At 61.0% G+C, this 19,535-nt stretch carries 20 protein-coding genes; 12 read left to right on the top strand and 8 right to left on the bottom strand.

Annotated elements, in window-relative coordinates:
- Positions 1-37: 37 nt before the first annotated feature.
- From BN2475_RS22100 to BN2475_RS22085, 4 genes are all read left to right on the top strand, one after another.
- Complete coding sequence (locus BN2475_RS22100; protein ID WP_094781662.1) at positions 38-574, top strand: cupin domain-containing protein; 537 nt, start codon at positions 38-40, stop codon at positions 572-574.
- Between the two features lie 39 nt (positions 575-613).
- Positions 614-1,138: a bacteriohemerythrin gene (locus BN2475_RS22095; RefSeq protein ID WP_245841468.1), complete on the top strand. Its 525-nt coding sequence runs from the start codon at positions 614-616 to the stop codon at positions 1,136-1,138.
- A gap of 54 nt (positions 1,139-1,192) precedes the next feature.
- Positions 1,193-1,936: an SDR family NAD(P)-dependent oxidoreductase gene (locus tag BN2475_RS22090; protein ID WP_094781625.1), complete on the top strand. Its 744-nt coding sequence runs from the start codon at positions 1,193-1,195 to the stop codon at positions 1,934-1,936.
- Between the two features lie 90 nt (positions 1,937-2,026).
- On the top strand, positions 2,027-2,386 hold the full coding sequence (locus tag BN2475_RS22085; RefSeq protein ID WP_094781624.1) for a BON domain-containing protein: 360 nt from the start codon (positions 2,027-2,029) through the stop codon (positions 2,384-2,386).
- A 14-nt stretch (positions 2,387-2,400) separates the two neighbouring features.
- On the opposite strand, the gene BN2475_RS22080 is transcribed toward BN2475_RS22085, so the two are convergent.
- Positions 2,401-3,735: a ferredoxin reductase family protein gene (locus BN2475_RS22080; RefSeq protein WP_094781623.1), complete on the bottom strand. Its 1,335-nt coding sequence runs from the start codon at positions 3,733-3,735 to the stop codon at positions 2,401-2,403.
- 361 nt (positions 3,736-4,096) lie between these two features.
- A complete protein-coding gene (locus BN2475_RS22075; protein ID WP_094781622.1) occupies positions 4,097-4,675 on the bottom strand; it encodes a TetR/AcrR family transcriptional regulator in 579 nt (192 codons plus the stop codon).
- Positions 4,676-5,012: 337 nt separating this feature from the next.
- Here BN2475_RS22075 and BN2475_RS22070 point away from each other — a divergent pair, with 337 nt between their 5' ends.
- On the top strand, positions 5,013-5,717 hold the full coding sequence (locus tag BN2475_RS22070) for an SDR family oxidoreductase (protein ID WP_094781660.1): 705 nt from the start codon (positions 5,013-5,015) through the stop codon (positions 5,715-5,717).
- A 145-nt stretch (positions 5,718-5,862) separates the two neighbouring features.
- Here BN2475_RS22070 and BN2475_RS22065 read toward each other — a convergent pair whose 3' ends face one another.
- Positions 5,863-6,726: a helix-turn-helix domain-containing protein gene (locus BN2475_RS22065; protein WP_094781621.1), complete on the bottom strand. Its 864-nt coding sequence runs from the start codon at positions 6,724-6,726 to the stop codon at positions 5,863-5,865.
- A 228-nt stretch (positions 6,727-6,954) separates the two neighbouring features.
- Between BN2475_RS22065 and BN2475_RS22060 the strand changes: the two genes are divergently transcribed.
- The 4 genes from BN2475_RS22060 to BN2475_RS22045 are packed head-to-tail and all read left to right on the top strand — an operon-like array spanning position 6,955 to position 12,064.
- Positions 6,955-8,196, top strand: coding sequence for an ABC transporter substrate-binding protein (locus BN2475_RS22060; protein WP_094781620.1), 1,242 nt, complete (start codon positions 6,955-6,957; stop codon positions 8,194-8,196).
- 22 nt (positions 8,197-8,218) lie between these two features.
- Positions 8,219-9,160 (top strand): carbohydrate ABC transporter permease, encoded by a 942-nt coding sequence (locus BN2475_RS22055; RefSeq protein WP_162844493.1) that lies wholly within the window; start codon positions 8,219-8,221, stop codon positions 9,158-9,160.
- Positions 9,153-10,094 (top strand): carbohydrate ABC transporter permease, encoded by a 942-nt coding sequence (locus tag BN2475_RS22050; RefSeq protein ID WP_218023711.1) that lies wholly within the window; start codon positions 9,153-9,155, stop codon positions 10,092-10,094. The genes BN2475_RS22055 and BN2475_RS22050 overlap by 8 nt, the downstream gene beginning before the upstream one ends.
- A 14-nt stretch (positions 10,095-10,108) precedes the next feature.
- On the top strand, positions 10,109-12,064 hold the full coding sequence (locus tag BN2475_RS22045) for a glycoside hydrolase family 127 protein (protein WP_094781618.1): 1,956 nt from the start codon (positions 10,109-10,111) through the stop codon (positions 12,062-12,064).
- Between the two features lie 262 nt (positions 12,065-12,326).
- Here BN2475_RS22045 and BN2475_RS22040 read toward each other — a convergent pair whose 3' ends face one another.
- Complete coding sequence (locus tag BN2475_RS22040; RefSeq protein WP_094781617.1) at positions 12,327-13,022, bottom strand: glycine zipper 2TM domain-containing protein; 696 nt, start codon at positions 13,020-13,022, stop codon at positions 12,327-12,329.
- 492 nt (positions 13,023-13,514) lie between these two features.
- Between BN2475_RS22040 and BN2475_RS22035 the strand changes: the two genes are divergently transcribed.
- The gene (locus BN2475_RS22035) at positions 13,515-13,925 is read left to right on the top strand and encodes a BON domain-containing protein (RefSeq protein WP_094781616.1); all 411 of its coding nucleotides are present in this window, start codon (positions 13,515-13,517) and stop codon (positions 13,923-13,925) included.
- A gap of 123 nt (positions 13,926-14,048) precedes the next feature.
- On the opposite strand, the gene BN2475_RS22030 is transcribed toward BN2475_RS22035, so the two are convergent.
- A complete protein-coding gene (locus tag BN2475_RS22030; RefSeq protein WP_094781658.1) occupies positions 14,049-14,567 on the bottom strand; it encodes a hypothetical protein in 519 nt (172 codons plus the stop codon).
- Positions 14,568-14,892: 325 nt separating this feature from the next.
- Positions 14,893-16,086: a GGDEF domain-containing protein gene (locus tag BN2475_RS22025; RefSeq protein ID WP_245841466.1), complete on the bottom strand. Its 1,194-nt coding sequence runs from the start codon at positions 16,084-16,086 to the stop codon at positions 14,893-14,895.
- Between the two features lie 89 nt (positions 16,087-16,175).
- Here BN2475_RS22025 and BN2475_RS22020 point away from each other — a divergent pair, with 89 nt between their 5' ends.
- On the top strand, positions 16,176-16,808 hold the full coding sequence (locus BN2475_RS22020; protein WP_094781615.1) for a LysE family translocator: 633 nt from the start codon (positions 16,176-16,178) through the stop codon (positions 16,806-16,808).
- 210 nt (positions 16,809-17,018) lie between these two features.
- Here BN2475_RS22020 and BN2475_RS22015 read toward each other — a convergent pair whose 3' ends face one another.
- Entirely contained in the window at positions 17,019-18,194 is a 1,176-nt protein-coding gene (locus BN2475_RS22015; protein WP_245841463.1) for an NHL repeat-containing protein, read from the bottom strand.
- 443 nt (positions 18,195-18,637) lie between these two features.
- Complete coding sequence (locus tag BN2475_RS22010; protein ID WP_245841471.1) at positions 18,638-19,348, bottom strand: DUF4410 domain-containing protein; 711 nt, start codon at positions 19,346-19,348, stop codon at positions 18,638-18,640.
- Here BN2475_RS22010 and BN2475_RS35685 point away from each other — a divergent pair.
- Complete coding sequence (locus tag BN2475_RS35685) at positions 19,302-19,460, top strand: hypothetical protein (RefSeq protein WP_245841474.1); 159 nt, start codon at positions 19,302-19,304, stop codon at positions 19,458-19,460. The two genes, BN2475_RS22010 and BN2475_RS35685, sit on opposite strands and share 47 nt — an antisense overlap.
- Positions 19,461-19,535 lie beyond the last annotated feature (75 nt).

The raw sequence follows: 19,535 nt of genomic DNA, 5'->3' as shown, positions 1-19,535 counted from the left end.
GTGTGAAAAACAAACTCAATCACAGGAGGAAATGATCATGGTTAGACGTGTCGTGACCGGCGAGCGCGATGGCCGGGCAGTGATTTTGTCCGATGGGCCGGTGGCCAATACGCACGATTACGCTGCGGTGCCCGGTTTTCAGACCACGCTCGCGTGGGCGACTTCGCAGGCGGTCCCGCCGCTGCCCGACGATGGCCGCGATCCGGTCGTGTCGATCGAGTCGGTGGTGCCCGCTCCGCACGGAACGCGCCTGATCGTCGTGCAGTTCCCGCCCGACAGCGTGATGACTTCGCCGCAATTCGACGGAGCCGCGGCGGCGCAGGAATACGCCGCGCATCTGCCGGGCCTTGCAGAGGCGTTCGAGCCAGACGGCTCGGGCATGCATCGCACGCAGACGGTCGATTACGACATCATCGTGTCGGGCGAACTGTGGCTCGAACTCGACGATGGCGAGATTCGCCACCTGAAGGCGGGCGACATCGTGGTGCAGAACGGAACCCGTCACGCCTGGCGCAACCGCAGCGACGCGCCGGCGGTGATGATGGCGGTGCTGATCGGCGCGGCGGCGAAGTAAGTCGCGCTGGCTGAAGACTTGATGCAGGAGAGGAAGCAGATGACTGATCGACAGGGTAGTCCGGACGGCGCTCCGGCGAAGATGGCCGGCGACGACGGCGGGTTGACGTGGTCCGACGCGATGCTGCTCGGCCACGGGCCGATCGACGCCGCGCACGAAGAGTTCGTGGAGGTCGTGACCGCTCTCGCGCACTCCACCCAGCATACCGCGCTGGATTGCCTGCGGGCGGTGGAAAAGCATCTGCTTTCTCACTTCGAGGTCGAGCGGCAGTGGATGGAGAAAACGGACTTTCCGGCTGCCGACTGTCACCTCGACGAACATCAGCGCGTACTGGACGCTGTGCAGAAGGTGACGACGCTCGCCGCGAGCGCCGCCGTGGGATTGAGCGATGTGAAGCGTCTCGCGAAGGCCTTGAGCGACTGGTTTCCAGGCCACGCCGACTATATGGATTCGGCGCTTTCGGCGTGGATCAACAAGAAGACGCACGGCGGCGCGCCCGTCGTGCTGCGGCGCGATCTGGCGATCCACGAGAGCCGCGTGCCGGAAGAGGCGCAGGCGGTTTAGCGGGCAACGGATGGCGGGCAACACATCGCGGGCCATATTTCGATGGAACAACCAATGCAAATGAAAGACAAAGTGGGACTCGTAACCGGTGGCGGCTCCGGCATGGGCCGCGCGGCTGCGCTCGCGCTGGCGCGCGAGGGCGCGTGTGTCGTGCTCGCGGGTCGTGACGAGGCGAAGCTGAGCGGCGTGCGCGACGAAATCGTGAGCGCAGGCGGGCGAGCGGAGCTTCACGTCGCGGACGTATCGCGTCGTCAGGATAACGAAGCACTCGTGGCGTTCACGGAATCGCGCTTCGGGCGCCTCGACTTTGCGTTCAATAACGCAGGAGGCCATGCGGACTTCAAGCCGATCGACGCGACGCCGGTCGAGGAATCGGAATGGGTGATCGACCTGAACTTCAAGGGCGTCTATTACGGCGTCAAGTATCAGATCGAAGCCATGTTGCGCAGCGGCGGCGGGGCGATCGTCAACAATGCGTCGATCTTCGGGCTGCGCGGCATGGAAGGCATTGCGCACTACGTGGCAAGCAAGCATGCGGTCGTGGGTTTGACACGCGCGGTCGCGAAGGAGTATGCGGCTAAAAATATCCGCATTAACGCCGTGTGTCCGGGTGCTACGCAGACGCCGAATTACATGCGCTCGACGAATGGCGACATTCATTTGCTCGACGAAATGATTCCAATGCGCCGGATCGGCCAGCCAAACGAAGTGGCGGACGCAGTGGTGTGGCTGCTTTCCGGTCAGGCAGCCTATGTCACCGGCGCGGCCTTGTCGGTCGATGGCGGCATGACTGCGTGAGCCGCGCGTAGCCGATGGGCCGTACCAGTACACGCAGCAGAACACGCAGCAGAACGCACAACAGAACACACAACGGCAGGAGACGAACTCATGAAATCATCGAAAGCAGTACGCTGGATCAGTGGCATTGCGCTGGCAATCGCTGCGTGCGGCGCGTTGGCACAAGGCGGCAGCGAGACTTCGGCGCCAGCGGGCGCCACGACCGCTTCCAGCGCGAAGGAAATGCGCGCGGCAAACCGTGCCCTGCAAAAGAAGGTCCGCTACGCGTTGGCGCATACGAAGGGGCTCAACGCCTCCGGCATTTCCGTTCGCGCAATGAACGGCGCGGTGACGCTGCAAGGTTGGGTGCCGGAGCAATCGCAGAGTACGCTTGCGGAACAGGTGACGAGTGGCGTGGCGGGTGTGACCTCGGTAAGGAATCTGCTGATCGTGAGGCCCGTCGGTCAATAAGGCGCCACGACGACCTAGCGCATCTGGAACAGCTCCTGATGAAAGTCGGCCCTATCGAGACCGTGTGCGACGAGATCGTTGCGCACGGCTTCGCCGAATGCCGGCGGCCCGCAAAACCACACGCTTGCACTCGCCCAGTCGGGAATCGCCGTGCGGATGCGCGCGCCGTTCAGCCTGCCGTGCTTCGCATCCACCAGCAGGTGTAGCTGCACTTCAGCTGCCTTCGCGTCAGCTACGAGCTGATCGATCGCCTTCTGCGAGAAGTCGGCGGTCGTATGGAACAGATCGATCCGATGACGCCGGTCCGGATGCTGCGCCAGCTCCTTCATCCGCGCAATGAAAGGCGTAATGCCGATGCCCGCGCCGATCCAGATCTGGTGCGTGCGCTGGTCTGCGAACGTGAAACAGCCATAAGGCCCTTCCACCATCACCGGCATGCCGCCCTTCAGGCGATCCTTTAGCCTGCTCGTGTGGTCGCCGAGCTCCTTCGTGAAGAACACCACCTGCGGTGCGCGAGGGTTCCACGCGGACGCGATCGTATAAGGATGTGCGCCTTCGTTGCGGTCCGACGTGACGAACGCGAACTGCCCCGACGCATGCCCCGGCCAGCCGGACCGCAGATCGATTGCCGTCTGGAGCACGCGCAGCTCCGGATACCAGGTGAGCGACGCGATCCGCCCTTCGACCTTACGCTGGCTACCGACATGCCCGACTAGCACACGCACGGCCGACACGATACCGGCCGCGAGCAGCACCACGACCACGACGCCGATTGGCGCGCGCCAGTAGCCGAAGCGCAGCAGCACGACCGTGTGGAACGCAAGGGCTAGATACAGCACGGCGAGCCAGTTGTGGGTCTTCGCGAACCACCGATACGGGAACTGCCGGATCAGCGCGAGCACGATCAGCACGACCGCTGCATAGAACGCATATTCGCCGACGGTTTCGGCGAGCCCCCGATATTCGCGCAGGAACTGCTGCACGGCCGAAGTGACTGGAGGCCTCGGTCCGCGCTGCGGGCGCGCAAGCCAGCCCCAGCCGACCGCCCACTCGACGCCCTTGATGAGCAGCCAGTGCAGCACCGCGAACGTCAGCCCGGCGATGCCGAGCCACTTGTGCAGACGGTACATCTTGTCGAGGCCGCCGAGCGGTTTCTCCAGCCAGCGCGGACGGTTCGCGAGCACTAGCGCGACGCTCATTGCCGCGATCGCCATCAGTCCGGTGTATTGCGTCCAGACCGGTCGCAGCGAGAACACCGTGACCGGACGCGGGAAGGGATGGTCCGACGCGAGCCATGCCAGCGTGACGACGGCCAGCGTTAACCACAGAGTCCACTTGATTTTTCGCATAGTGGGTTGCTCCGTCATCGAGTTGGCGCCTCACCCATTGCGCCGTGTTGCTGCATCCGCAGCCAGTCAAGGCGAGGCAAGCCGGTCGGGTCGCCGCCCCGAACGCATCTGGTGACCCCAGTGACGCAAGGCTGGGGCTGCATCCCGTTTGAAACAGGTTGAAACCTTCGATGATTCTACGTGGGTACGGTTCGCGACGATCGTAAGTGCGCAGTCCAGCACGCGGAACCAATGATCGGCTCGATCGTTCCCAGAACCCCTTGCTGTATGTAGAACCGCGAACTGATGTGCGAGCAAAACATGCGGCGCTCTGCGCGTGCGGTGGCGTAGCGCGCGCCGAGCGCCGGGCGGGACGTTACACCTACGCAGCCGGGTCGTCGAGCGCGTCGACGAGCGTGCGCCGCCCCGCGGTGAGGATTTCATCGGCGAAGGCTGGATCGACGCCGGCGATCGCACGCGACAGCACGAGCGTTCCGACCATCTGACTGAACACCGCGATCGCGTCGCGACGGGTTTGTTTCGCCGTCGCGCCTTGCGTGGCGATCATGCTTTCCAGCCGGTCGAGATACGCGGCAACGCCGCGCGCATAGGACGCGCGTGCCGCATCGGTCATCCGCGGCGCGTCGCCCGCGAAGCCGGACAGCGGGCACCCCGCCTCGACGTTGTCGCGGTGCGCGGCCGACAGGTAGAGCGCCGCCTGCTTCGCCATGCTGCCGGCGTTCGGCGAATCCGCGCGGTCCTGCATCGCCTTTTCCATCACCGCGGCGACCAGCGCGTCCTTCGACTTGAAGTGGTTGTAGAAGCCGCCTTGCGTGAAGCCGGCTTCCTTCATCAGTTCCGTTAGCCCCACGGCGTCGACGCCGCGCAGCCGGAACAGCCGCTCGGCGGCAGCGACGATCGCGTTCCGGTTCTCGGCGGCCTGCTGTCTCGAGACGCCCATCGATTCCTCCTTGATTCTGACGATCGCGTCGATTAAAAAACATAATGGCCATCACCATTGACGTGCCTGAATCGCGCTGACACAATGCGTCGAAAGACAATGGTGACCGACATTGACATCGAGTGTAGCCGACTTTGCGCACAACGCGAAGCAACGTCGGCGCGGCACGGATGGCAGTCCGCCGCGCTCTTGGCGCCGGCGGGCGCCCGATGTTGCCGGCCGTTGCCGGCCGTTCGGCGGCGCAACGGTTCGATACGCAATTGCAGCCTTGTTTCCACCGGATCTCACGCGTGCGGCGAGCCGCGCGCATGCGATTCAATTTGCGAAAGGAAGGATCATGAAGATTGAAGGTGCTGTCGTTTTTGTGACGGGCGCGAACCGCGGGCTTGGCCTCGAGTTCGCGAAGCAGGCGCTAGCAAGAGGGGCGCGGAAAGTTTATGCGGGCGCACGTGATCCGGCCAGCGTGACGCTGCCGGGCGTCGTGCCCGTGAAGCTCGACGTGACCGATCCGGCGGCCGTCGCCGCAGCCGCCGACGCGGCGCGCGACGTCACGCTGCTGATCAACAACGCGGGCATCGCGCGGCTCGGCAGCCTGACGGACGACGGCGCGCTCGACGCGTTGCGCGATCACTTCGAAACCAACGTGTTCGGCATGCTGGCGATGTCGCGGGCGTTCGCGGGGAGTCTCGCCGGCAACGGGGGCGGTGCGATCCTGAACGTGCTGTCCGTCGCGAGCTGGGTGAACCGGCCGATCCTGTCGGCCTATGGCGTGTCGAAGTCGGCCGCGTGGGCGCTGACCAACGGCCTGCGCCATTCGCTGCGCGAGCAGCGCACGCAGGTCGTCGGGCTACATGCCGGCTTTATCGACACGGATCTGACGCGCGGACTGGAAGTACCGAAGGCGACGCCGGCCGACGTCGTGCGCGAGGCGTACGACGCGATCGAGGCCGGCGCGGAGGAAGTGTCCACCGACGAGTTCACGCGGCAGGTGAAGGCGGGGCTGTCGGAGGGCGTCTATCTGAACGACGCGGCGCCGCTCTGACGGCGCGGGAGTGGTTGCCCGTCGCGCGCATTCGCACGCGACGGGCAGGCGGCTGACCACAATATTTCGCCACAGCCCAGCTGCCCGACTCCTTAACTATGGCGTGCGACGTCCATAGCAATTGGCGTTGACTGCGTAGCAGACATCACGCCGTATTCACATGTAAGCGCAGATGCAGACGCCGAAAAGCGTTTGGCGTCATGCCTTTGCTGCGCTTGAAGATGCGTCGGAAATAGCCGCTGTCTTCGAAGCCGGATTGTCGCGCGACCTGATCGATGGTGAGATGTCCGTCCGCCATCAATGTGGCGGCGTACAGTATCCGCCGTTCGTGAACGGCATCAGTCAAGGTTTTGCCGTAAACCGACCGGAAAATCCGGCCCAGGTAGTCAGCATTGCAGCCAAGTTGATGGGCAATGGACGAGGCGCTAACGGCTTGATGAAAATGCGTGCGAATCAGGCGATCCGCACTGGCTGCCAGACGTTGCGGCGCGCCGTCCGCCCCGGCGTTAGCATCATGAGAGCGGGTAATTTCCCACAGCATCAAAAGGATCGTGAGTGCGTCCGGACACGGCTGAATGCCATATATTTCCTGGTCGTTCAGTAGCCTCTGGAAAAGGCCCGTGAGGTGATCCGGCCGTTCGATCCGCGCGTGTTGGGAAACGCGTAGCACGGGTTCCAGCGGCGCTTCTTGTTGCCGTTGCGTAACGGAACCGAAACGACGTTCAGGCTCGGTCGTCGTGAAATGTACCCAATAGAACTGAAGGCCAGGGGCGAAGGGAGCCGTTCCTCCGTGCTGGCGCCCGGGCCAAAGCAGCAGTGTTTCGCCCGCTGACACTTCGAAAGGGACGCCGCGTTCATGAAGATGGAGTGTGCCGTGCTTCACGTAAATCAGCTCATACGAGGGGATGATCCGTGACGGATGGCCACCCGCCCCACGCGAGACGAAGAGCCCGCCGTTGCTTGCCTCGAGTCCGAGCCGGCTCGACCATTCAAATGTAGAAGGGTCCATGAAAAGTCGGAATTAGCACGTATTGATGGGGTTTCTTCATCTTGTGGCAGGCGTCGCCACATGTCAATCTTTGGCTGCCGTGCATTGAGCGCGTTGTTCGAATGCTCTTCACGGACAAAGAGAAGAAGCAATGTTGCTTAACGAACATCTACATGTGCCACGACGCGGAACCGTCTTCACGAAGCGGTGCGGACGCCTGGCAACGTGCTTTGGATCAGAGGAGACAACATGGTTCGATACAAGCGCTGGTTCGTTGCATTGGGGAGCGCGGCAGCACTCGTGGCAAATCAGGCGCACGCGGACGATATCTCGTTCTGGGTGCGCGCGCCCGACAGCGGATTTGTTACGCCCGTCGTCAAGGCCTGGAACGCCAATCACCAGACCAAGGTGAACTTGACGATCATACCGGCCGACGATTTCGTGACGAAGTTCGGCACGGCATCTGCCGCCGGCGCAGCGCCAGACGTCGTTGCCATCGACCTGATCTTCACACCGGCATTTTCACAGGCTGGTCAACTCACCGACATTACCGACGAGGCAAAGAAGCTTCCGTTTTACCAAAGCCTGAGTCCGTCGCACATGCGTCTGGCTACATACCAGAACAAGATTTACGCGCTGCCTTTCAGCGCGGAAAGTTCTGTGCTGCTCTACAACAAAAACCTTTTCCGAAAGGCTGGACTGAATCCTGATCAGCCGCCGAAAAACTGGGCTCAACTCGAGGAAGACGCGCGGAAAATCACGGCTCTCGGTGGCGGCGTAAAAGGCTTTTATTTTTCCGGAAGTTGTGGCGGCTGCAACATATTTACGCTGATGCCGTACGTCTGGGCTTCTGGAGGCGATGTCCTGTCTGAAGACGGCAAGCGCGCAACGTTGGACAACGCAGCCCTGAAAGAGACGCTGGCGATGTACCGGAGGATGTGGCAAGCGGGTTACATGCCCACCGGGGCAAAGACGGACGGCGGCGAGAACTTCATTAGCGCCTTTATGGGAGGAAAGATCGGCATGGTCGGGTCCGGGGCGTTTTCGATTGGCCTTCTGAAGAAGCAACATCCGGAGCTCGATTTTGGCCTCGCGTACCTGCCCGGCAAGGATGGCAACTGGTCCAGCTTCGCTGGCGGCGACGTGATTGCGATTCCCGTCAGCTCGCAGCACAAGAAAGAGGCGATGGAATTCATCAAATGGTGCCTCAGCGAGCAGGTGCAGATCGACCAGTTTGCTAGGAACGGAAGCATTCCGGTACGCACCGATCTTGCATCGAACGACTACAGCAAGCTCGACGCCCGCTACGAAATCGCCTCCACGGCGATGGCCAAAGGGCGCACGCCATACAGCGCGAATTTCAATCAGTTGATCAACGATCCAAACGGCCCGTGGCTGGCAATGATCCAGGAGGCGGTGCAAGGCAAGGGGGTTGACGCGGCGGTGGCCACGGCTCAGCAGCGCTTCACGCAGATTCTCTCTGGTCAGTAACGCTACCGAGGGGCAATTCGCAATGAGGGTCCTGACTCAGTCACCAGCGCACGGCCAACCTGAGCTGCCGCCACGCCGGGCACGCATGCAACGTGGCGGCTCCGATCGCGCGTGGCAGGGCTATTGGTACGTGTTGCCGTGCGTGATCTTCACGACTGTGTTCTTCATTGTCCCTCTGGCGATGACGCTGGGAATGTCGCTTTACCGATGGCCACTGATGGGCAAGGCGACATTCGCCGGGATGACGAATTATGTCGATCTCCTGCGAGACGAATCGTTCTGGAGCGCGTTGTGGTTCACCACCAAATACACGCTGATCGTCACGCCGTCGATTTTCGCCCTCGCTTTTTTTCTTGCGTTGCTTGTGAATCGAGCCGGTCGCCTGGTCGGTATATTTCGCACCGCGTACTTCCTGCCCGTCGTAATCGGAATGACCACGGCCAGCTTGCTGTGGCTGTGGATGTTCAACGACCAGGTCGGCATCCTCAGTGCAGTACTCATCCAGCTGGGGATTGTTGACCAGCCGGTTCAATGGTTGGGAGATGCGAACTCCGCGCTGGCGTCGATCACCGTCATGGTGCTCTGGAAGGCATCGGGCTTCACGATGGTGATCCTGCTGGTAGGAATGCAGGCCATTCCTGAAGATCTGTACGACGCCGCCTGCATCGATGGCGCCGGATGGTTCGCCCAGCACCGGTACATCACCGTGCCCTTGATGCGGCGTACCTTTGCGCTGGCCCTCATCATGAGCGTCATCGGCTCGTACCTCGCGTTCGAGCAGTTCTACGTAATGACGCATGGCGGTCCGATGAACAGCACGATCACGGTAGTTCACTGGATCTACCGTGCGTCATTCACCTACTTCAAGCTGGGGTACGGGTCGGCCATGTCTGTCGTGCTGTTGATCGTGCTGTTGGTCCTCAGCGTGGTTCAGATGTTCCTCTTGCGAGACGACAATGAATGACGTGCTGAATTCCAGTGGCACGGATCTGGGAACAGGCGACCCGGCGTCTGTCGTGATCGGGCAACGGCAAGCGCATAAGAACGAAGTCTATGCGAAGCACAGGAAGCGCGTGGCGACGTCACTTCATTACCTGGCGTGCAGCGTACTGATGTTTGTGTTTCTGTTTCCGATCGCATGGGCGGCTTTCACGTCGCTTTACCCATCGGCGGACGCCAATGCATCTCCGCCGAAATATCTGCCGTCACACCTGTCCTTTGAAAACTACCTTAACCTCGCCGCTTATGGCGTAGGGATCTGGCGATACCTGGGCAATAGTGCGTCTGTCAGTGGTATGACGGTCACGATGACGCTGGTCTTGTCGACGCTTGGTGGTTACGGCTTTTCCCGCTTCCGGTTTCGAGGGCGCAACCTGATCTTTGTCATCATCCTTGCGACATTGATGATTCCCTTTCAGTCGATCCTGAACCCGCTGTTTGTGTTGCTGCGCTGGATGCATATCCAGGGCACGCTGTTCGGCCTTTCGCTGGTGTATACGACGTTCCAGTTGCCGTTTGCCGTTTTTATGATGCGAAACTCGTTTGATGCCGTTCCGCGTGAAATCGAAGAGGCGGCGCGCATCGACGGATGCAACTCGCTCCAGTCGCTGCGCATGGTCATGCTGCCACTCGTATTGCCGGGGCTCGTCACAGCGGGATTGTTCGCATTCTTTGGATCATGGAACGAGCTGCTCGCAGCCCTTATCCTCATCAACGATTCCACAAACTATACGCTGCCGGTCATGCTGCTCAATGCGCAGAGTGGACAGTTGGGCGCCATCGACTGGGGGCTCATGCAAGCCGGCATAACGATTTCGATTCTTCCCTGCGCGGTGCTGTTCCTGCTGCTTCAGCGCTTTTACATCCATGGCATGATCGCGGGAGCGATCAAGGCGTAAATCATCGGAAAACCATGAACGAATCTCCTACCCTCCGTCCGGTAGTCGTAGACCTTTCCGTGTCCACTTTCGCGAGAGTCAGGCCGGTTCCTGTCGCTTCTGTCGATTTGCGCGGACCCTTCTGGGGGCATCGTTGCGAACTGAATAGTAAGCACACCTTGTTAGGTCAATGGGATTTGCTGGAGTCCACTGGGCGATTGAACAATTTCCGCCGGGTTTTTGGGGAGTACGAAGGGACGTTCTCCGGTCTGTTCTTCAACGACTCCGATCTGTACAAATGGATTGAAGCCGCTTCATGGGCCATTGCGAAGGGGCCCGACGCCGAGCTCGAAAGGCGCATCGATGAAGGTATCAGTCTGATAGAGCGCGCCCAGGAGGATGACGGCTACATCGACACGTACTTCACAGTTGATCGACCGCGGGAAAAGTGGACGAACCTGCGCGATTTGCACGAAATGTATGTCGGCGGACATCTCATTCAGGCGGCAATTGCACACCACCGCGCGACAGGCAACGCGCGCCTGCTGCACGTCGCTACGCGATTCGCCGATATGCTCTGCCAGCGCTTCGGGCCGGCGTCCGAAAACAAGGTGGAAGGGATCGACGGTCACGAAGAGGTCGAAATGGCGTTGATCGAGCTGGCCCGCACGACAGGCCGGTCACGCTACCTCGATCTGGCACGGTACTTCATCGAAGCTCGCGGCCATGGCTTGCTGAAGGGCGGGCGTTTCGGAGACGCGTATTTCCAGGACGATGTTCCATTCGAGCGCCTGGAATCGCTTTCGGGGCACGCAGTGCGGGCGCTGTATATGGCCTGCGGCATTACCGACCTGTATCTGGAAACCGGCGATACAAGTCTGCTGCGGCGCCTGGAGATGCTCTGGGACAGGCTGACTGCCCACCGCATGTACATCACCGGTGGTGTGGGTTCGCGTCATGACGGCGAGTCCATTGGTAACGATTACGAGCTTCCCAACGGCCAGGCATACACGGAAACCTGCGCGGCAATCGGCAATATGATGTGGTGCCATCGGTTGTTTGCCGCAACCGGCAACGCGCGCTATGTCGACCTGTTCGAGTGGACGCTGTACAACGGCATGCTTCCTGGCTGGTCGCTGGATGGACAATCCTACTATTACGTCAATCCTCTTGAAAACGACGGTGCGCATCGGCGCAAGTCATGGTACGAATGCTCGTGTTGCCCACCGAACGTCGCGCGTACGATTGCCTCATTGCCAGGTTACGTTTATGGAACAGACGAGCAGTCTCTATACGTCAATTTGTACATCGACAGCGATGCGACGATCGACGTGGCCGGAAAAACTGTCCGGGTTAGCCAACGTACGCGTTACCCCTGGGACGGCGTGATCACGATCCACCTGGACACGGATGCAGCGTTCACGCTGAAGTTGCGGATTCCCGGGTGGGTTAACGCGGCCGCAGACCTGTCTTCCGGAACGACGAAAGACCCATCTTTCGATGTTGCCGTTAATGGAGAGCGCGTCGAGGCGGCGATCAGCTCCGACGGCTATGTCGAGATTCGCCGGAACTGGCGGCGCGGCGACACGCTACGTCTCGATCTTCCGATGTATGTTCGCGTGTGGCAAAGCCATCCGAAGGTGCCGGACAACCGTGGCCGGGTTGCGCTGAGCCGAGGTCCGGTGTTGTACTGCGCGGAGCAAGCCGATATACAGGGCGTTGACCTGGACGAAGTTTTTATTGATCCGTCGAACGTGCAAGCCTCGTGGGATCCGACGTTGCTGAACGGCGTGGTGGTCCTGACGGGCCCGGCTCAACGGCTCGCAATCGATTCGTCATGGTCCGGCGCGTCGTATCGGCCGTTCGGGCTCATGCATGGCGCTCGCGCGGCGCAGACGCAGCCGGTGTCCCTGATCGCCATTCCGTACTTCGCATGGCACAACCGGGAAAGTGGGCCCATGAAAGTCTGGCTTAACTATCGGGAAGCTTGAAAGAAGATCATGGGGCAGCCTTTTGCAACGGGCTCGCGAGAGCGCCTGTTCAGGTGGCAAGCCATTGAAACGACATGTCCATTTGTTTCAGGCAGTACCAGGTCGTCGAGCGGGTAGCGGCGCTACGCCAGGTGTTCGCCTTTTCTGGCCCGACTAGACCACAGAGCGCGGCGCGCACCAGAGAGGGCATCTCGTCAAGCGACTCCCCATCTATTCCGTAACCGGCAGCACTCGCTGTGGGTACTGCCGGTTCCGACCAGGATTACGACGCGCTCAATGAGTCGCCGGAGACATGGACGCGCTGACCGACCTGGACTTGCGGCTGCGTCGAGTAGTTGAAATTGCGGTAGCTGCCATCCTGCATTTTGACCTGCACCTCGTACGTCGTTGCCTTACGCACCGCGTGTTCGATGCCGTTGCCCGCAATGCCGCCGCCGACCGCGCCAGCAATCGTCGCCAGAACGCGACCCCGTCCGCCACCGACCTGATTGCCCAGCAACCCGCCTGCGACCGCCCCGCCGACCGCGCCGAGACCCGTCGTCGGCTCGGGTGCCTGGACCGTGTTGACTGCGACCACTTCGCCCGCGTTCGGGTCAGCGGCGACCTGTCTCGGCGCAGGTTGCGCCGGGTCCTGATATGCGCCGTTGCTCCCGTACCTCGGAGCCTGCTCGACAGGAGCGCTACGGTGATGATGGACGCGCGGCTGGGCTGGCGCTTCGTCCCGTGCAACGCGTTGCTCGGCGTTCGGTTGCAACGACGTTGCAGGCGCGCTCGCAACCTGAGCGGCGGCAGGTACAACTTGCGTTGGAGGCGCTGTGACAGCTCGGGACGTTGGCAGAATGCCGGTCATCGCCGCGATACCCGTGGCGCTGGCCACTATGACGGCCACGGCCGCACCCGCAAGCAGGGGATGAATACGACCACGCTGCGGCGAACTTGAAGTCAGATTGGTGCTCATGTCGTGCTCCGTTGATGTGTGTCACCAAGAACGTCGCATCCGACCAACCGGTGCACCGGTTTACTGTGAGATTTGTAAGCAGTTGTAGTGCTCTGCGATGAAACAACGTCGAGGCTGCTCGCGCCGAATGCGAACTGATGACTGCGGCCGGCCACGATTGTGGTCGGGGTGTCGAACGTGCGTTCGTTAAGGATCAGGCGTGAAAAATAATTCGTCGCTTGTGCCGCCGCGTATTATCACGTTGACGGAGTTGTATAAGACGCGGGGATAAGGAGGACGGACTCGCTTCCATCTCGCGATGAAATCACACATCTCGAAGCTGGACGGCGCAAATCAATTGATCGTCAAGGCGGCTGTGCGTCAACAACCATGCTGTGTGGGACAAGTTCACGAAAGTGACACACAATCTGTCAACTGCGTTATGAACGATAGAGCCACGCCCAACTCGTCCGTCTTTACACTGCCAGGTTGACAGAACTCAAAGGAGGCAGCATGAACAAAAACAGTGCGAACAGAATAATCGACGCAATGTTAGTCGCGGCCATCGCGAGTTGTGCGACCTATGCGAACGCGCAAACAGGTGTGAGTGCGCCGGCCGATGCAGCCGGGCAAATGGAGGCGGTCTCGACGTCGCCGCCAGGAACCAAGCCGGATACTTCGATCATTCGCGACGTTCGCCGTGCGTTGAGGCGCGTACCGGAGATGGATGATTCAGAGATTCACATCCGGGCGAGCCACGGCGTCGTCACACTCACCGGGTGGGTACCGGAGACCTGGCAGATCTCGCGCGCTGGCAACGCAGCGAGATCAGTGCTCGGAGTCAGGGCGGTGACGAACAGATTGAAAGTGCGAAAGAAGGATGTAACTACCATTGAGCCACGGTTCGCGACATCGATCGGATAGCGCGACGTTGCTTTTATGACTTCGACGTAGGCGATACCGCGTCGGTCTCATCCCGACGCGGCAGGACTTCGCGCATCCCGAGGTTGGCTATCGAGCGTTATCCACGTATCCCGCATGCTTCGATCAAAAGCGGTGCCGGACATTCAGCGTCGCCCCGGTACTGTGTGAATGCAGAATCGCAATGCGTGCCGTCGCAGAAAAGACCCAATTGTCGACGGTCAACGACAGCCTTCTCTGCGGTTGCGCACCGAGCGTCAAAGTCGTATTCGCCACGTCGATGAGCGCGAGCTGCGGTGCCGTCGACGGACCCAGATGCAGAGAGTGCGATGCGGGCTGAGGCGCCGCCGCGGGCGGTGGAGTGGCTTTGCCGGTGCCACCCAGGAACTCATGGGTTACCTGCGCGCTATAGATGTTCTCGATTTGCGTATGAGACTGTCCACCCTGATTCGACTGATATTCCATTGCATAGCGGTACACATAGCGTTTCGGTTCCGGAATGGGCGCAGCAACCACCATGGGCGGAGGCGCGACGTTCGCAACCGTCATCGCTTCGGGCAAATCGTTGTCAAGGCCGCCTGCGAATGCAAATCCGCTCAGCATAAAAAATATTGCGCCGACAATCCTTTCTTTCAGGCACGTCATGACCATGCCTCCAATGAAGGAATTGAAACGTCACACTATTATCGTTATGTCCAGACTGATCGCGTCTGAAGAGATTGCCTTTGCTGCTTCGCTTGCACTCACCTATTGTAGTCAGTCATTCGCGTCCCGCTACTGCAATGTGTAGCGCATTTGCGATGCTTCGGCGATCGATGCGCGGGGCATGTCACTGCGTGGCCGGCGAGCTGAGGAGATGACGGCGATGAACGTCGCGAGTGACGCGATGGTTGCAGAGCCAATCAGCAGCGGCCCGGCCATGCAATGAAGAGGAGGGTGAACGGTCGTTTTGTTACGGACAGCCGTCCGCTTACGCGCCGGCACGCGCCTCATCGAAGAATGAGGTTTTGTCCGTCCCGTTCGCTTTGGCGCGATACATCGCGCTATCGGCTTCACGCATCAATGCGTGCACATCGATGTGGTCGCCCGCGCGATGGGTATCGAGCATGCGCACGCCAATGCTGGCCGATACGGCGATGGGATGACCGCTGATCTCCCGAAGCCCATGAAGTATGTCGTGAATACCGTCGGCAATCGCGCGTGCGCCGGCCTTGCCATGCACATGGCGGGCGAGCACTACGAACTCGTCGCCTCCGAGGCGGGCGACCGTATCGCCGCGGCGAATGCGTGTCTGCAGTCCGTTGGCGAAGTGCTGCAACAGTTCATCACCCACCGCATGCCCGTAAGCGTCATTGACGTATTTGAAGCCATCGAGATCGATGAACAGCAAGACCGACTGTCCTTTATCGTCGTCTCGCGCCGTCTTCGCTTTGGCGATCGCCTGCTCGAGGCGGGTGCGGTTGCTGAGCCCTGTGAGAGGGTCGGTTGCCGCTTGTTGTTCGAGCCGATGCACGAGAGCCATCAAGTACACGGAAGTCGCCGCGATGCTCAGCATGACGCCCAATCCCACCGCGAAGTTTTCTTTCCACCACGGTTCCACGTGCATCAAAATCACGACGCCTGCAAGCGCAACCATGCATGAAAGCAGCAACGGCCGCTTGCCGTAGCGACAACCGGCCCCGACAAGGAACCAGAACACGACCCACAGCAACGGCAGCGCCACGCGCCCGCCGAGCGCGAGAGCCAGCATGACGAATGTCTGATCGGCAATGGTGGCGAGTGTCAACCGAAGGCGCGGCCAGACGGTCGCGGCGGTCGCGGCGACATAGGTGGCCACGCCGAATATGACATATGCGAAAACCACGCCGAGAGTGGCGTACGCGGCAGCCGTGCGTTGGAGCGCGGCGACGGCGAGATAGCCGAGCAACACGACAGTGCCCAGGCCTATCCGGAGGAGCGCCTGCTCCTTCTCGGGTTGTCCGCGAAAGACCCCTAGAAACGTTTGCTCATGCCAACGCCGCGCGCCAGGCCGCCTCATGCCGACTACCCCGTCAAGATTGTCTTTTGTAGCGGGCATTCTATCGCTTTTGTTCGCAGCCGATGCCACGAATGATGATGGAGCCGTATTCCTGCCGGATGCAGAAATTGGCGATGGCGTGCGCAAGTGGTGCGCCCGTCTGGCGATTTGATCTTCTCCGGTCTGTCGAATAGACTGAGATCCCTTTTGTGGTCCTGTCGACAAAAGGAATCTCCATGGTCAGCCTCTCCACACTCGCTCTTTTTTCTGGAGCCTGTCTGGCTCTTACGATGACCCCCGGTCCGGACATGTTGCTGATAGCGTCGAGAAGCGTCAGCCAGGGACGGTCCGCCGGCTTTGCATCGCTTGCCGGGATTCAGATGGGAACCTACTGCCACGCCATGGCGGCGGCGTTTGGTCTGTCCCGGCTGTTTCTGGCCGTTCCGGTGGCCTACGACGTGGTCCGCTTCGCTGGCGCCGCGTACCTGCTGTACCTTGCCTGGAAGACCTTTCGTGCAGATTCAACAGTCGTGGCAGGGGTAGAGTTTCAAGCTCGTCATCCGATCGGAAGGATTTTTCGCCAGGGGCTACTCACTAACCTTCTCAATCCAAAGATGGCCTTGTTCGTGCTCGCGCTCTTTCCGCAGTTCGTGCGCCCGCAAGACGGGGCCGTCGCTCTCCAGATACTGATTCTGGCAAGCGTCCTTAACCTGATCGGTTTGGTCGTCAATGGCGTGGTGATCCTGTGCGCGAGTCAGCTTAGCCGCCGACTGATGGCACGTCGTCGACCATCGCGGCTTCCACAGTATGTGCTTGGATCGGTGTTCGCCGGACTGGCGTTTCGACTCGCTGTAGCCAGCCGTAGATAGACAGAGGGGCACACTGCGGACCGCTCATCGGCGGGAGCGGCATTGAGCGGGCCACCGCGCGACGATATCCGCGATGGCACCATAGCCGGCGTCGCATCCGGTGCATGTCGATTCACCCATACACCGGATGCGACGCCGGGATTCCCGTAGCGTAGGTGGCATCCGGCGCACAACGCATGAGACTGAGCGGCCGGCGTGCAGATTCAGGCGTTATTGCCCATTATTCTCGAAAGGCAACTTCCAGACGGTTATGGTGTTGGTGGCGTCGTCGACTGCGGCAAAGCGCACGAACTGCTGGCTCGGATTTGCGAACGCAAGTCCGAATGCACTGGCTGGCGTTGGGTCGACGGAGAACTGCGCGACGAAGCGGCCTTGCGGCGTGAATTCGACGATTGTGCTCGGCTGGTTCGGATCGGCGTTGATCGCGTCGCCGTTCGAGACGAACAGATGGCCATTCGGTCCCAAGGTCATTGCAATCGGGCCGTGCAGATGCGCGTTGTCCGCGTAGATCACCACGCCTTTGCCGCCATCGTGCTGCGAGCTGCCCGCACCGGAGACGGCGAAGATCGCGTTATCCACGGTCGACGCGACATAGAGTATGTCGAGTTGCGGATCGTAAGCGAGTCCGGTCGGTCCGACGACCAGCGCTGCCTGATCGCCGCGGAACGGATAGCCGGAGGCGATCTGCGTGCTGCGATTCAGATGCACGCCGTCGTCGTCGATGCTCACGTCCAGACGCACGACCGTCCCGTTCAGCACGTTCGACACAAAGATCTTCGCTTGGCCGCCCTGATCGAAGATCGTCAGATCCCATGGACCGTCGATCTTTGCCATCGCAGGCGTCCATTGCGCAACGAGGCCGCCGGTTCGGTTGAGCACCAGCAGCGAACCGGGCTTGATCGTGCCGAAGCTGCCGTCGGTGGTGGGTACGCTGCCGACCACCACGAAACCGCCCCTGAGCACCCCGAGCGCGGTGCTTAGGCCGAGTCCGGGTCCGCCCTGAAAGAACGTGACCGGATTGTCGTTCGGTACGATCTTGACGACGGTCGTGCCGGTACCTTGCAGATTCTTCGCGTTGTTGAAATTGGACACGAGCAGATCGCCCGGGGCGATGGTGCCAAAGCGAGGAAAGCCATCAGGCACGAAGGCCACGCCGTACGGATTGACGTCGCCGTTGGTGGGCACCGTCGGCGATGTGACGAATGCGGGCGGAAGCAGCGGCGTGAGCTCGCCGGCAACGGCGGCGCCCGTTGCGCACAGCGCGAGACCGGTGCCGTAGAGCATTGCGAACAGCAAGCGCTTTAGCCGGCGGCCTTTGCCATGGGTAACACGCTGGTGCGGTTGTCGGCTGATTGTCGGAGTGAGGCCAGGTATGACGAGATTCATGACAGAGCCCTCCATGAAAGTTGCGGGGCGGGCGCGTCTGTTCTCGCTGCACGCATCGCGTGCCGGCCGCCGCTAGCGAACTTCGCCCGTGTCCGCGCAACGGACACCAGCACCGCAGTCCTGCGACTCCAGCGCGGGTCGCGCAGCGTCGGCAGCGGTGGGGCGAATCATGTAAACCGCGCAAAAGCAGACCTGTTGCCGGCGGATGCGCGGCGAGCGAGTTGCGCTTCATGCACAACGGGAAGTGGATCGTCCGATGACAAACGCGAATGCGGGCGAAGCGTGGCCAGTAAACGACTGGCAGGGACGTTTATTCCTGTTTGACTGGCTGCCTGACCGAGAACATGTCGTTCGTGATTGCGCGCTTTGATTGACGTGCTGATGTTGGGTGTTCGTAATCTGCAAGAGCCTTCACCCGTGCCATCCAATCACGAGCGATGCGATTATCCCTTCGTATGCTGCGTCGACAACCATCCGCCTTCCACGCCGATCTGCGCGATCTGTTTCGCCACCGAGTCGGCGAGGCGCTTCGCGTCTTCAGACACACCGGCTCGTTTGGTTTCGGATACGACGTGCACGCCGCCGCCCACTGCCGCCGCCGTCGCAATGCTGCCGGCCGCCGCGCCTACGCCGGCGGTCTCGACCATGCCAGGCGCCTTGCCGCTGTCCGCGTCGGCGTTGAAGCTTTGCACCAGACGCGGCGTGCCGCCTGCAGGCTTATACAGAATCTGCACCGAGCTTCCCACCTCGCTCTCGCCCGCGCCGAGGCCGATCAGCATGCGGCGGCGGCGGTTACCCGAGTCGATCGTATTGAAGCTGCCCTGCACCAGTAGCGCGTTCTGATCGGCGGGCGCGGGGACGTCCGAGCGAATCGCGTGGAGTCCCATCGATTGCAGTTGACGGCCGATTTCATTGGCCACCTGCTCGCGTACCTGGTCCGCATCGGCGACCTGTTTTTGTGCGTCGGACGAACCGCTGAGTTGCGTTTTCAATTTCTGCAGCATGCCGCCGTCGACTTTGACTTGCTGCGGATTGGCGTCAAACGTGTACACATAGATGGTGTCTGGTCGCACCTGCGGTTGCGCGCTAGCTTCGCTGGCGTTTCTGATGCTGCTGCCGGCGCAACCGGTCAGCAACGCGCTGCAACAGACCATCGCCGCGCAGAGGAAACGGCCGGCATTCTTGCGGAGGAAATTCACGGAGTTCAACATCTTCATCCTGTCGTCGGCACGCGGTGCCGGTGAGTTCAAACGTCTCAGCCGATGATCGTGCAACCGTGGGATCGTCGATCATCGGCGAACGTATTCGCACGTGTATTCGCACGTGGAGCACCCTTGATCT

Source organism: Paraburkholderia ribeironis, assembly GCF_900019265.1.
Lineage (GTDB): Bacteria > Pseudomonadota > Gammaproteobacteria > Burkholderiales > Burkholderiaceae > Paraburkholderia > Paraburkholderia ribeironis.
Note: the sequence above shows the minus strand (reverse complement) of the source record. Positions and strands in the feature narration are given on the sequence as shown.